The following is a 13,394-nucleotide window of genomic DNA, read 5'->3' as shown; positions in this document are numbered from 1 at the left end:
TGTTCGTTTGATCAGTGCTATTGTTGTTGCTGCTGTTGCTGCTGGCTCGCGTCCAGCGTCCGTCGTTTTGCCAGCGCGATCGCCTCGCGCAGCACGTCGAGATCGCCGATGTGGTTGGCGAGCACCAGAACCAGAGCGGCATCGAGATCGGCGCTCTGTGCGTCGGTGAGGCCGCGATGCGCCTCGACGATGGCGCGGAAGGCGTCATCGGGCTTTGCGAAGTTCGAACTGGTCGACAGCGCCATGACGGATCCTCAGTTCAAACCGGCCGCGCGCGCCAGCGCCGCGTCGAGTATCGGCCGCGCTGCGTTGCGGAAACGTGCTGCGACGTAACCGTCCGGCCGCAGCAGATAGGCGGTGCCGGGCTCGGCATCGTAGCGCTGGCCGGCAAGGCCTTGCGCGTCGACCAGCCCGCCCGCGCCGCCGACCCGGATGCTGCCGACGCCTTCGGGCACATCGACATCAGCGCCATTGCCAAACGTCAGCAGCGTGAAACGTGTTCCCTGCCTGATGAAAGCATCGGTCAGATAGCCGGAACCGCCACCCGGCTCCGTCACCGGCGCGTCGAGCATCGAGGTGCCCGGCCGCGGGCCGCCGCGCCAATCGTCGCGGTCGCCGCTCGACAGCGGCGTGTCGTAGACCGACGGCACCGACAGCCGGCCGCCATTGACCATGCGCTTGCCGAACTCCGTATCCTCAGCGAGCGACAGCACCGCCTGGCGCAGCCGCGCCTCCTGCTTTGTCACCGGCGCCATGAAATCGGTCGAGCGGGTGGACTCGCGGATGTTCTCGTCGGCCGCCGCGCTACGCTCGATATGATAGCTCTCCAGCAAAGTCTCGGGCGACAGCTGGCGCAGCACGCGGTCGAGCTTCCACGCCAGATTCTCGGCGTCCTCGAGCCCGGAATTGGCGCCGCGCGCGCCGAACGGCGAGACCTGGTGCGCGGAATCGCCAGCGAAGATCACGCGGCCGTGGATGAACCTGGCCATCCGGCGACATTGGAACTTGTAGAGCGAGATCCATTCGAACTCGAACTTGTCGTGCCCGAGCATGCGCTCGATCCGCGGCCGCACATTTTCCGGCTGCTTCTCGGCTATGGGATCGGCATCCGGATTGAGTTGCAGATCGATCCGCCAGATGTCGTCGGGCTGCTTGTGAAGCAGCGCCGAGCGTCCGGCATGAAACGGCGGATCGAACCAGAACCAGCGCTCGGTCGGGAAAGCCGCCGTCATCTTGACGTCGGCGATCAGGAACTGGTCCTCGAACACCTGGCCCGCAAACTCCGCGCCGACCATCTGGCGCAGCGAGGAACGCGCGCCGTCGCAGGCGACGACAAACAAAGCATGGACCTGGTAGGAGCCTTCAGGCGTCGCGATGGTCAGCGCGACCCCGTCGTTGCGGCTCTCCAGCGCAATCACCTTGTTACGCCAGCGCAGATCGATCTCTGGCAGTTGCTCGACCCGGTCGACCAGATAGGCCTCGGCATAGAACTGCTGGAGATTGATGAAGGCGGGCCGCTTGTGGCCCTCCTCGGGAAGCAAATTGAACTGGTAGAGCTGCGAGGCGCCGTGGAAGATCTTGCCGACGCTCCACACCACGCCCTTCTCGACCATGCGGTCGCCGACGCCGAGGCGATCCCAGAATTCCAGCGAGCGCTTCGAGAAGCAGATCGCGCGCGAGCCTTCACCGATCCGGTCAGCATCGTCGAGCAGCACCACGCGCTGGCCGCGCTGGGCGAGATCGATCGCGAGCGACAATCCGACCGGCCCGGCGCCGACCACGACGACCGGATGCTCCGCGACGTTAGCGCCCGACCGCTCCTGGTCGGGGTGGCGGCGATAGCCGAACTGGGTTTTGGCCTGTGCCGTATTGGCTGCCATTGCTTGACCCTACTTGCGTGACCTTGGATGTTCCCTTGTGCCGGCCCTTGTCTGTAGCTCGGGCTGCGGCTTGTGTGACCGGCTTGCGACAGGACCTTGCGGGTCGGTCGCGACCTTGCTAAATTAGTCTCACTTGCAACTATCTTAAACCCCCAGTCGGGCTCGACGTCAACTCAATTTGGAGGAATTTTTTGGCCAGGACCTCTGCAAGCCAGCCTCCAGCCCGGCCGCGCAGCGCCGTGGAAGCCGACGCGCGCGACGATGCCGCGCCGGCGAAGAAGCGCCTCGATCTGTTTCATTTCATGCCGTTCCGCCTCAACCGGCTGGCGGCCGAGGTGTCCTCGGCGCTATCGAGCGAATATCAGGCGCGCTACGGCCTCGACATTCCCGAGTGGCGCGTGCTCGCGACGCTCGGCTTCCGCAGCGATCCCTGCAGTGCGCAATACATCGCGCACTGCACCCGCACGCATAAATCCACCATCAGCCGCGCGGTGTCGGCACTGATGGAGCGCGAGATCGTCGAGCGCGTCGAGAACGCCGACGACCGCCGCGAATTCCGCCTGCGGCTGACCAGGAAGGGCCAGGCGCTGTACGAGGAGCTGATCCCGCGGCTGTTGCGCAAGGAGCAGGAAATCCTGTCCTGCCTCTCCGCGCAGGAGCGCCGCGACCTCGGCCGCCTGCTCGGCAAGGTCGAGACCAGCCTCGAGCTGGTGCAGACCAGCGAAGAGGCCGACGCGAAGGATGTGTATTAGGGCCACTCAACCCGTCATCCTGAGGAGCGCGTAGCGCGTCTCGAAGGATGTACGGCCCGGCTGGTGGCCGTCGACCCTTCGAGACGCGCGCAAGAGCGCGCTCCTCAGGGTGACGGTGATAGAATTTTTGTGCGCAGTCAGTCCCTCCACCGTCATTGCGAGCGAAGCGAAGCAATCCATGCATCCAAGCATGCGGAACGATGGATTGCTTCGTCGCTGCGCTACTCGCAGTGACGGAGCCGTCACGCCCCTTCGATATGCTTCGCGATGACCGGGAAATAATTGTCCTTCGACCCCTTGTCGATCGCCTCCTGCAGCACCGTGCCGATCAGCTCGGCACCGCGGATCGTGATGCCGGCGTCGGCGGCGAGCTCGAGTGCGTAGGACAGATCCTTCAGCGCATATTCGGTCGAGAATGCGCGCTCGGGAAACGCGCCGGGCACGATCGCCTTCATGCCGTGGTTGCGCAGCGCGAAGCTGTCGGCCGAGCCCTTCGACAGGGTTTCCAGCAGCAGTTTCGGATCGACACCATTGTGCTTCGCCACCGCAACCGCCTCGGCCAGCGCGTTTACGGTCTCGAACAGCACCATGTTGTTGAGGATCTTGGTCACCTGCCCGGCGCCGACATCGCCGCAATTGGTGACGTCGGTGGCGAAGCAGCGGATCAAGGGCTCGATCGCGGCATAGAGCGCGGGCACCGCGCCGACCATCACGCTGAGCGTGCCGTCCTGCGCCGCCTGCCGGGTGCGCGCGATCGGCGCATCGGCCCAGGCCGCACCCTTGGCCTTGAGCTGCGCGGCAAAGTCGCGGGTCTGGCTGACCGAGGACGTGCCGAGATCGACCACGACCTGGCCGCCCCTCGCATTCTTCAAAATGCCGTCACCCTCGAACACCGCGCGCACATGTTTGGCGCTGGGCAGGCAGAGGAACAGTACGTCGCTCTGCTTGATGACATCAGCGACGGAGCGGGCGACCTCGGCGCCGTCGGCGCGGAGCCGTTGCAATGGCTCGGCCGCGAGGTCGAACACCGCGACGCGCTTGCCGCTCTTCCTGACGAGGTTGCGGCAGATCGGCTCACCCATCACGCCGAGGCCGATGAACCCGAGAGTCCTGTATTCAGTCATATCGCTGCTTCTTCTTGACGTTTCTTGAATGTTGGAGATGCGCCGCCCGAGCGACCAGGCTACTTCGCGAATGATCGCGATGGCGCCAGATGCAGCGCGAACGCATCGACCTTGTCGCTGGCGCGCGGATAGATCTCGCTGACGATCGGATCGTGACCGGGGATGAAGCGATCGGGATGGCCGGCAAGCCGCTCGACGGTCTCCCAGCCCTGCGCCATGTCGCCGACATTGTAGACGATCGGGAACGGGCTCTTCTTGTGCAGGTTCGCATAGTAATGCGCGGCGTCGGATGCCAGCACCACCGGGCCGCGCGCGGTCTCGACCCGCACCACCTGCAGGCCGTCGGAATGGCCGCCGACGCGATGCACGGTGACGCCCGGCGCGATCTCGCCGTCGCCGGAATGGAAGGTGACGCGCTCGCCATAGACGTGCCGCACCATCTGCGTGACATGTTCGATGGAGAACGGATGGCGCAGCATGCCGTTGCACATGCAGCGGCCGGTCGCGTAGCTCATCTCGCGTTCCTGCAGATGGAATTTGGCGTTCGGGAAGCGATCCAGATTGCCGGCATGGTCATAATGCAGATGAGTGACGATGACGTCGCGGATCGCGTCGGCGCTGACGCCAAAATTGGCCAGCGCATCGACCGGGTTGAGCGTCAGCTTGCGGGCCCGCGCCGTGGCCTCCTCGGCGTTGAAGCCGGTGTCGACCAGGATGTCGCGGCCGTGGCCACGGATCAGCCAGACGAAATAATCCAGATCCTGTGCCGTGGTGTCGTGCGGATCGGGGACCAGGAAATTGAGGTGGGGCGTGCGCGGCGACATCGTCGCATAGCGCAGGGCGTAGATCTCGTAGGCGTTTCCCATCGGTTTCGCTCTTGTTTGCGGTCTTGTTTGCAGGTCTTTTAAAATGGCCTGCCGGTCCCGGACACAAAGCCATCGCCTCGCGCAAAGGTCAAACCGCGCGCCGTGCGACGAGCGCATGACAGGGCGGCAGGGGCCATGTGAGTGCAATCACATTATCGGCTCGCCGGAACCGGCACCATGCCAGGACAGCGATGGCCGCCATGACCGCACGCTGTTGCACTGCGGCCTTACGGGCGTCACCGCGATAACGATGCTGCCGCAAGCCGTTGACGGGAGTTTGGCCGTGGTTTGATAATGGATTTTCGTTAGAGCGTTTTCGAGCGAAGTGGCTGCCGGTTCGCGTGAAGAAAACGCGTCAAAACAAGAATCTAGAGCCCCGTTCCGATTTCCATCGGAACGGAAAAGGCTCTAGAGTAAGGTTCCCGAGGCGCAGGCTGTAAGCGGCGCCATTTCATTGGAATGCCGCGATCTGGATTTGCCGCGATTATGAAAATCCGCCTTGCCTTGCTCGCCACGCTGATTTTTTCAATCGCGTCGCCGACCCTGTCCTTCGCCGCCGGCGACCGCTTCGCGCTGGTCATCGGCAACGCCAAATATCCCGATGCCGACGCGCCACTGAAGGAGCCGGTCAACGACGCCCGTGACGTCGCCGACGAGCTGAAGCGCGACGGCTTCACCGTCGAGGTCGGCGAGAACCTGACCGGCGACGGCATGCGCCGCGCCTTCGACCGGCTCTATGGCAAGATCAAGCCCGGCTCGGTCGCGCTGATCTTCTTCTCCGGCTACGGCATCCAGTCGAACCGGCAGAGCTACATGATCCCGGTCGATGCCCAGATCTGGGCCGAGGCCGACGTCCGCCGCGACGGCTTCAGCCTCGAGACCGCGCTCGGCGAGATCAACAGCCGCGGCGCCGGGGTGAAGATCGCCCTGATCGACGCCTCCAGGCGCAACCCGTTCGAGCGCCGCTTCCGCAGCTTCTCGGCAGGCCTCGCCCCGGTCATCGCGCCCAATGGCACGCTGGTGATGTATTCGGCTGCGCTGTCGTCCGTCGTCTCCGACAATGGCAGCGACCGCAGCCTGTTCGTGCGGGAACTGCTGAAGGAGATCCGCACCCCCGATTTGATGGCCGAGGAGACGCTGAACCGCACCCGCGTCGGCGTCACCCGGGCCTCGCGGCAGGAACAGGTGCCGTGGATTTCGTCGTCACTGGCTGAAGATTTCTCGTTCATTCCAGGCGGCGCAGCCACTCCAAGCGGCGCAGCCACTCAAAGCGGCGCACCGGGATCGCCAAATGCTGCGCCCGCGCCGACCGCATCGCCGTCAACCGAAGTAGCCACCGCACCGCCGGTCGCGCCTCCGCCGGCCCCGCCCGCAGCAACGCCAGTTCCGCCCGCGGCAACGCCGACGCCGGCACCAGCGCCTCCTGCGGCAACAGCGCCGACGCCGCCACCGGCACCGCCGAAGCCCTCGGTCGCGACAGCGCCGCCTGCGCCGAAGGCGCCCGAGATCGCGTTGCCGCCGCCTGCGCCTCCGCCGCCGGTGGTGATCCAGCCCACGCCGGCGCCGAGCAATTCGCCCGTTCTCGCCGACGATCCGACGATCAAGAGCCTGAGCGAGAAACTGGACAAAAATCCCGACGATGCAGCTGCGCTGTATCGCCGCGGCCAGGTCTATGCCAGCAAGGGTGCTTACGACCTCGCGGTGAAGGACTTCACCAATTCGCTGCGACTGAACCCGAAGGATGTCGAGGCCTATAATAACCGCTGCTGGGTCCGCACCGTGATCGGCGATTTGCAGGCGGCGCTGAAGGACTGCAACGAGGCGCTGCGGCTGCGCCCGAACTTCGTCGACGCGCTCGACAGCCGCGGCCTGATGAACCTGAAGGGCGGGCAGAACAAGAACGCCATCGCCGATTTCGACGCTGCGCTGAAGATCAATCCGCGGCTGACCTCGTCGCTGTACGGACGCGGCCTTGCCAAGAAGCGCAACGGCGCGGTCGCGGAAGGCGATCTCGACATCGCCAACGCCAAGGCGATGGACCCGAACATCGTCAAGGAATTCGCCGACTACGGCGTCCAGTAACAAATGGACGACCGCCTGCCGCAGCTCGAACCGCTGATGCGATCGCGCGACTAATCAGAGGGTGCGTGCCGGGCAGCGATGCCGGCCAATCGATCTGAAGCGTTGCATGGAACCGCGCCAGCCGGCGCAGGAGGGACCGAAATGTTCAAGCCGTCGGCAAAGGCCGCGATCCTTTCAATCATGACCGCCGGCGCCATGCTGTCGTTCGGCATGGGGGCCGCCCGCGCCGGTGACGATGTCACCGAGGACCAGATCATCAAGGCACTGACACCCGAGAAGAAGCCGCTGACCCGCGGCCTGTCGGTCGGCCCGCAGACCTCGCCCGGGCTGAACGCCGACCAGGCCAAATTCGTGCAGAGCGTCCGCGGCCGCGCCACCCGCTCGCTGTCCTCGACCGAACGCGAGGAAATCGCGACCATCGTACAGGATAAGCCGAAGATCGATCTCGAGATCAATTTCGACTACAACTCCGCCGACATCAGCGCGAAATCACTGCCGTCGGTGCAGGCGCTCGGCCGCGCCCTCACCAATCAGGACCTCAAGGGCTCGACCTTCGTGGTCGCCGGCCACACCGACGCCGCCGGCGGCGAGGACTACAATCAGGGCCTCTCGGAGCGCCGCGCCGACGCCATCAAGCGCTATCTGGTCGACAAATACGGCATCAACGGCACCGATCTCGTCACCGTCGGCTATGGCAAGAGCAAGCTGAAGGACCCAAGCCACCCGATGGCGGACATCAACCGGCGCGTCCAGGTGGTCAACGTCGAAAACAAGGACACCGCATCCAAGTGATCTGGTCCAAATGATCTGGATGTGATGGGCGGTGGCGTAGGCGCTTTTTGAGGTTACAATGCGTCCCGCACCCCGGCGGGGCGCATTTGCTTGAGGGCAGAAGCCCCGAGCAGCCACAGGTGACCCGCCTCACATGACGTCAGGGCTTGATCCGGAACAATGGACACCGGCCTTCCGCATGCTCAAGGAATACGATGGCGAGCGTGATGAGACTTCGACGAGCGCCCAAGACAATCCCTGTCGATACGCGCCAAGTTCTGGATTGATCAGGCGATGAACTTTTCCCAATACCTCAAGCCTGCGCTCGGGACGGTGGTTTTCCTCGCGCTGGCTGTCGCCTATTACGCGTTCGAGCACCGCTCCCATCCCGAGGAGAAGGAGACGCCGGGCCAGGCGCTGGTCGTGGTGACGAAGTCGACCAATGCCTGCTTCTCCGACATGGTCCGCGTCACCGGCTTCATCGTGCCGCGCCGCGAGGCGCAGGTGAATGTCGACCAGGACGGCTCCAAGGTCACCGACGTGCTGGTGCGCGAGGGCGACACCGTGACCGAGAACCAGGAACTGGCGCGGCTGACCCCGCCGCCACAGCAGGCCGCCCAGGCCAATGCCAAGCCGGTCGTGCTGCGCGCGCCAGCCGCCGGCCTCGTCACCGAGGTGCGCACCGCACCCGGCGCCCCGGCCTCGCCGCAGGCTCCGCCGATGTTCAAGATCTCCGTCAACAACGAGATCGAGCTCGACGCCGAGGTGCCGGGCTTCCAGCTCCTGAAGCTCAATCCCGGCGCCAATGTCCGGATCAGCCGCGACGACGCGCCCGACATCGTCGGCAAGGTCCGCCAGATCTCGCCGCAGATCGACCGCGCCACCCAGCTCGGCCATGTCCGCATCACCATCAACAACAATCCGACACTGAAGGTCGGCATGTTCGCGCGCGCCAACATCGACGCCAAGCGCTCCTGCGGCGTCGCGGTGCCGCGCACCGCGATCGACCGCCTGACCTTGCAGGTGGTGAAGGGCAACACGGTCGAGACCCGCAGGGTGCGCGTCGGGCTGACCTCCGATACCTCGACCGAAATCCTTGATGGCCTCGACGTCGGCGAAATCGTCGTGGCCGATGCTGGCACCTCGCTGCATGATGGCGACCAGATCAAGACCATGTTCGCCGACGAACTCGATCGCACGCGATCACGCTAATTCGGGCACGCTAATGGCTTTGAACATCTCGGCATGGTCGATCCGGAACCCGCTTCCCTCGATCGTCTTCTCGATCATCCTGCTGGTGCTGGGGTGGGTCTCCTTCACCAAGCTCGCGGTGACCCGGCTGCCGAGCGCCGACATTCCGGTGATCTCGGTCGCGGTCTCGCAGTTCGGCGCCGCACCCTCGGAACTTGAGTCGCAGGTCACCAAGACGATCGAAGACGGCGTCTCCGGCGTCGAGGGCGTGCGCCATATCTCCTCCTCGATCACCGACGGCCTGTCGGTGACCACGATCCAGTTCGCGCTGGAGACCAACACCGACCGCGCACTCAACGACGTCAAGGACGCGGTGACGCGGGTGCGCGCCAACCTGCCGCAGAACGTCACCGAGCCGCTGATCCAGCGCGTCGACGTGATCGGCCTGCCGATTGTGACCTATGCCGCGATCTCGCCCGGCAAGACGCCGGAGCAGCTGTCCTATTTTGTCGACGACGTGGTCAAGCGCGCGCTGCAGGGCGTGCGCGGCGTCGCTCAGGTCGAGCGCATCGGCGGTGTCGAGCGCGAGATCCTGGTCTCGCTCGATCCCGACAAGCTGCAGGCGGTGGGGCTCACCGCGGTCAATGTCAGCCAGATCCTGCGCGGCACCAATGTCGACGTCGCCGGCGGCCGCGCCGAGATCGGCAAGAACGATCAGGCGATCCGAACGCTGGCCGGCGCCAAGACGCTGAACGAGCTCGCCGGCACCATGATTCCGCTGTTCGGCGGCGGCGAGATCCGGCTCGACGATCTCGGCACCGTCACCGATACCATCGCCGACCGGCGTACCTTCGCCCGCTTCAACGGCGAACCTGTCGTGGCGCTCGGCATCAAGCGCTCCAAGGGCGCCAGCGACGTCGTCGTCGCAGCCGCGGTGCAGAAGCGCATCGACGCGCTGAAGGTCGCCTATCCCGACGTCGACCTCAAGCTGATCGACACCTCGGTCGAGTTCACCAAGGGCAATTACGAGGCCGCGATCTCGACCTTGTTCGAGGGCGCGATCCTCGCCGTCATCATCGTGCTGCTGTTCCTGCGCGACATGCGCGCCACCATCATCGCGGCGGTCTCGCTGCCGCTGTCGATCTTCCCGGCGTTCTGGGCGATGGACCTGCTCGGGTTCTCGCTCAACCTGGTCTCGTTCCTCGCCATCACGCTATCGACGGGTATTCTCGTCGACGACGCCATCGTCGAGATCGAGAACATCGTCCGCCACATGCGGATGGGCAAGACGCCTTATCGTGCCGCGCTTGAAGCGGCCGACGAGATTGGCCTTGCGGTGATCGCGATCTCGCTCACCATCATCGCGATCTTTGCCCCCGCGAGCTTCATGTCAGGGATCGCCGGGCAGTTCTTCAAGCAGTTCGGCATCACCGTGTCGGTGCAGGTGTTCTTCTCGCTGCTCGCGGCGCGCTTCGTGACGCCGATGCTGGCCGCCTATTTCCTCAAGCATCACGACCACGACGATCCGCCGCCCGGACGCATCCTGCGCACCTATCACAGCCTCGTCACCTGGTCGGTGAAGCACCATTACATCACCGTGCTGCTCGGCTTTGCGGTGTTCGCGGCGTCGATCTGGAGCATCACGCTGCTGCCGCAGGGCTTCCTGCCGGCGCAGGACACCGCGCGCTCGCTGCTGGCGATGGAGCTGCCGCCCGGCTCGCAGCTCGCCTACACCGAGAAGGTCACCGAGGAGATCGTGGCGCGCCTGCGCAAGCGGCCCGAGGTGCGCAGCGTGTTCGTCGACGGCGGCCGGGTGCCGCCGGGCATCCAGGAAGTGCGCCGCGCCGCGCTGATCATCAACTACACGCCGAAGGCGGATCGCAGGATCACCCAGCGCGAGCTCGAACTGTCGATCGGCAAGGAGCTCGATAACGTCCCCGACATCAGGTTCTGGTTCCTCGACGAGAACGGCCTGCGCGCCATCTCGCTGGTCGTAACCGGCACCGACAGCAACATCGTCAACAACGTCGCCAGCGAACTGGCGACGCAGATGAAGCGGATCCCGATCATCGCCAATGTGATCTCGGAGACCGCGCTTGACCGGCCCGAGCTGCGCATCCGGCCGCGCGCCGAGCTCGCAGCGCGGCTCGGTGTCTCGACCGAGAGCCTGTCGCAGACCATCCGTGTCGCCACCATCGGCGACGTCGGCCCGGCGCTGGCGAAGTTCGACGCCGGCGAGCGCCAGGTGCCGATCCGCGTCCAGCTCGAGGACAATGCGCGCAGCGACCTGCAGATGCTGGAGCAGCTGCGCGTGCCGCTCGGCCAGCGCGGCGAGCGCGGCGGCGTGCCGCTCTCCGTCGTCGCCGACATCCAGCTCGACCAGGGCCCGACCAGCATCAACCGCTACGATCGCGAGCGGCAGGCCACCGTCGCCGCCGACCTGGTCGGCAATGCCGCGCTCGGCGATGCCACCAAGCTGATCTACGACCTGCCGGTCATGAAGAGCCTGCCGAAGGGCGTGAAGGTCAGCCCGTCCGGCGACGCCGAGAGCCTCGCCGAGCTGTCCGACGGCTTCGCCACCGCGATCACCGCCGGCCTGATGATGGTCTATGCCGTGCTGGTGCTGCTGTTCGGCACCTTCCTGCAGCCGATCACCATCCTGTTCTCGCTGCCGCTCTCGATCGGCGGCGCGATCGGCGCGCTGCTCTTGACCGGCAAGCAGCTCACCACGCCGGTGTGGATCGGCATCCTGATGCTGATGGGCATCGTCACCAAGAACGCCATCATGCTGGTGGAGTTCGCGGTCGAGGCGATCCGCGACGGCAAGGCGCGCGAGGAGGCCATGATCGACGCCGGCATGAAGCGGGCCCGCCCGATCGTGATGACCACCATCGCGATGGCCGCCGGCATGATGCCGTCAGCGCTGGCGTTCGGCGCCGGCGGCGAGTTCCGCTCGCCGATGGCGCTCGCGGTGATCGGCGGCCTGATCTTCTCGACCGTGCTGTCGCTGGTGTTCGTGCCGGCGATGTTCATGGTGATGGACGACATCGGCGGCCTGATCTGGCGCTTCGGCAAGCGGCTCGTGGTCTCACATGCCGACCACGAGCTGACGCCGAGCGAGAAACAGACCGACCAGACCAAGCGGCCGCCCGGACCGCCCAACATGATCTCGCCCGCCGCGGAGTGAACTGAAGTCGCGCCTCGCCAACGGCGCGACGAGACGACGTACTTCAAAATATCGAAAACAACCCCATGCAAAGGAGCCGACGGCGGCCGGCATTCGACACCGCAACTTGACACGTCGGGCAAATCAGGGTTAGATTTCCATTATTCCGAAATTGCGCAAGCCGTCGTTGCTCACAATGGGTCGCCGCATACTCCAGCCATCACCGTATGCGCGGAGACGGCCCCTCACCCTGCCCCTCCAAGAGCAAGCTTCGCTTGTCTCGCCGCCGTAAGAACGGGGAAGGGAGCGCAGCGCCAGTCGCTATTCGACCTAAGGACGCCTACTCATGAACTGGGAAGCACGCTTTCGGGCGCGAACCAGACATGCGACCTGACGGTCGGGGATGTCGCCTTTTTTACCCTGAACGGACTTCGAGCGCTCCGAAGACAGAATGCCGTCGGTGACAAGTCAGGCCAGAAACGGCTAAATTGCCATGCAATTTGCGCTGAGGAGTGAACATGCTTGCGCAGAGTCCCGTCATCGAACTCATGAAACTCATCAGTGGCTTCCAAGTATCGCAAACAATATCGGCGATGGCTGAGCTTGGCATTGCCGACGTATTGAAAGACAATACGCTGCATAGTGACGATATCGCGCGCGAGACGGAATGCGATCCTCCATCCCTGTATAGGTTACTACACGCCCTCGCGTCAGCTGGTCTTCTGGAAGAACGGCCGGAGCGGCATTTCCGTCTAACGCCGATTGGCGAGTGTCTCAGATCGGACTCACCGAACTCTCGCTCCGCATGGGCACGTTATGTCAGCCGACCTTACGTCCGGCAATCATGGGCAAACCTGGCCGACAGCGTGAGAACTGGGAAGAGTGCGTTTGAACTGCTGTACCAAGCGAATTTGTGGGAATGGAGAGGCGAAAGGCCCGAGGAAACCGGAATCTTTGACGCCGCCATGAGCGAGCTTTCACGTTCAGGAGGTAACGCCATTGCACCTGCGCATGATTTCTCGGCTTACAAGGTCATCGTTGATATTGGAGGCGGACAAGGGGCATTGCTGGCTGCCATCCTCGCGCAGCATCGGGAGACACGCGGCGTCCTGTTCGATCTGCCACACGTTGTTGTCAAGGCCAAGAATTTGCTGACGGCCGCCAACGTTGCGGAAAGATGTGAGATCGTAGGCGGCGACGTATTCAAGAGCGTCCCGAAGGGCGGTGATGCCTACCTCATCAAATCAGTTCTCATGGACGAGAGTGATGAGAGCGTCATTTCCATTCTAAAGCGCTGCCGCTCTGTGATGCCAGCCTCAGCGCATGTGATCGTAATAGAGCATCTCCTCACGCCGCCGAATCAGCCGGACGTGAACTACAGCGACATGACTATGATGGTGATGACCGGCGGTCGCGAGCGTACGCAAAAGGAATTTGAAGACCTCTTTGCGGCTGCGGGCTTTCGTTTTGAACGAGCGGTCGCTACTCGATCGCCCTTCACGCTCCTGATCGGCAGCCCAAGCTGACCGGCCTTACCAGGTCAGATAACTGACTTCTGCTTC

The 13,394-nt window shown here is 64.4% G+C and carries 10 protein-coding genes; 6 read left to right on the top strand and 4 right to left on the bottom strand.

Annotation, left to right across the window (positions count from 1 at the left end; translation table 11 throughout):
- Positions 1–17: 17 nt before the first annotated feature.
- Both AKN84_RS37405 and AKN84_RS37400 read right to left on the bottom strand, forming a co-directional pair.
- Complete coding sequence (locus AKN84_RS37405; protein ID WP_050425419.1) at positions 18–245, bottom strand: DUF2783 domain-containing protein; 228 nt, start codon at positions 243–245, stop codon at positions 18–20.
- Positions 246–254: 9 nt separating this feature from the next.
- Positions 255–1,880 (bottom strand): FAD-dependent oxidoreductase, encoded by a 1,626-nt coding sequence (locus AKN84_RS37400; protein ID WP_050425418.1) that lies wholly within the window; start codon positions 1,878–1,880, stop codon positions 255–257.
- Positions 1,881–2,071: 191 nt separating this feature from the next.
- Here AKN84_RS37400 and AKN84_RS37395 point away from each other — a divergent pair, with 191 nt between their 5' ends.
- Positions 2,072–2,632 (top strand): MarR family winged helix-turn-helix transcriptional regulator, encoded by a 561-nt coding sequence (locus AKN84_RS37395; RefSeq protein ID WP_430649965.1) that lies wholly within the window; start codon positions 2,072–2,074, stop codon positions 2,630–2,632.
- A 242-nt stretch (positions 2,633–2,874) separates the two neighbouring features.
- Here AKN84_RS37395 and AKN84_RS37390 read toward each other — a convergent pair whose 3' ends face one another.
- Both AKN84_RS37390 and AKN84_RS37385 read right to left on the bottom strand, forming a co-directional pair.
- Positions 2,875–3,786 carry an NAD(P)-dependent oxidoreductase gene (locus tag AKN84_RS37390; RefSeq protein WP_283805569.1) on the bottom strand — a complete coding sequence of 304 codons (912 nt, stop codon included), beginning with the start codon at positions 3,784–3,786 and terminating at the stop codon, positions 2,875–2,877.
- A 29-nt stretch (positions 3,787–3,815) separates the two neighbouring features.
- Positions 3,816–4,622 carry an N-acyl homoserine lactonase family protein gene (locus tag AKN84_RS37385; protein ID WP_050425415.1) on the bottom strand — a complete coding sequence of 269 codons (807 nt, stop codon included), beginning with the start codon at positions 4,620–4,622 and terminating at the stop codon, positions 3,816–3,818.
- A 486-nt stretch (positions 4,623–5,108) separates the two neighbouring features.
- On the opposite strand from AKN84_RS37385, the gene AKN84_RS37380 reads away from it, so the two are divergent.
- The 5 genes from AKN84_RS37380 to AKN84_RS37360 all read left to right on the top strand — a co-directional run bounded on the left by AKN84_RS37380 (position 5,109) and on the right by AKN84_RS37360 (position 13,358).
- Positions 5,109–6,704: a caspase family protein gene (locus AKN84_RS37380; RefSeq protein WP_050425414.1), complete on the top strand. Its 1,596-nt coding sequence runs from the start codon at positions 5,109–5,111 to the stop codon at positions 6,702–6,704.
- Positions 6,705–6,845: 141 nt separating this feature from the next.
- The gene (locus AKN84_RS37375) at positions 6,846–7,496 is read left to right on the top strand and encodes an OmpA family protein (RefSeq protein WP_050425413.1); all 651 of its coding nucleotides are present in this window, start codon (positions 6,846–6,848) and stop codon (positions 7,494–7,496) included.
- 273 nt (positions 7,497–7,769) lie between these two features.
- A complete protein-coding gene (locus AKN84_RS37370; RefSeq protein WP_050425412.1) occupies positions 7,770–8,687 on the top strand; it encodes an efflux RND transporter periplasmic adaptor subunit in 918 nt (305 codons plus the stop codon).
- Positions 8,688–8,700: 13 nt separating this feature from the next.
- Positions 8,701–11,853, top strand: a complete 3,153-nt coding sequence (locus tag AKN84_RS37365; RefSeq protein ID WP_050425411.1) for an efflux RND transporter permease subunit — start codon at positions 8,701–8,703, stop codon at positions 11,851–11,853.
- Between the two features lie 497 nt (positions 11,854–12,350).
- Entirely contained in the window at positions 12,351–13,358 is a 1,008-nt protein-coding gene (locus tag AKN84_RS37360) for a methyltransferase (RefSeq protein ID WP_050425410.1), read from the top strand.
- The last annotated feature ends 36 nt before the right edge of the window (positions 13,359–13,394 follow it).

This window comes from Bradyrhizobium tropiciagri (assembly GCF_001189845.1).
Lineage (GTDB): Bacteria > Pseudomonadota > Alphaproteobacteria > Rhizobiales > Xanthobacteraceae > Bradyrhizobium > Bradyrhizobium tropiciagri.
This window is presented reverse-complemented; position numbering and strand designations above follow the sequence as displayed.

Coding starts and splice junctions, on each gene's coding strand:
- AKN84_RS37370 (WP_050425412.1), top strand. CDS start 7,770: ATGAACTTTTCCCAATACCTCAAGCCTGCGCTCGGGACGGTGGTTTTC.
- AKN84_RS37385 (WP_050425415.1), bottom strand. CDS start 4,622: ATGGGAAACGCCTACGAGATCTACGCCCTGCGCTATGCGACGATGTCG.
- AKN84_RS37360 (WP_050425410.1), top strand. CDS start 12,351: ATGCTTGCGCAGAGTCCCGTCATCGAACTCATGAAACTCATCAGTGGC.
- AKN84_RS37380 (WP_050425414.1), top strand. CDS start 5,109: ATGAAAATCCGCCTTGCCTTGCTCGCCACGCTGATTTTTTCAATCGCG.
- AKN84_RS37365 (WP_050425411.1), top strand. CDS start 8,701: ATGGCTTTGAACATCTCGGCATGGTCGATCCGGAACCCGCTTCCCTCG.
- AKN84_RS37405 (WP_050425419.1), bottom strand. CDS start 245: ATGGCGCTGTCGACCAGTTCGAACTTCGCAAAGCCCGATGACGCCTTC.
- AKN84_RS37375 (WP_050425413.1), top strand. CDS start 6,846: ATGTTCAAGCCGTCGGCAAAGGCCGCGATCCTTTCAATCATGACCGCC.
- AKN84_RS37400 (WP_050425418.1), bottom strand. CDS start 1,880: ATGGCAGCCAATACGGCACAGGCCAAAACCCAGTTCGGCTATCGCCGC.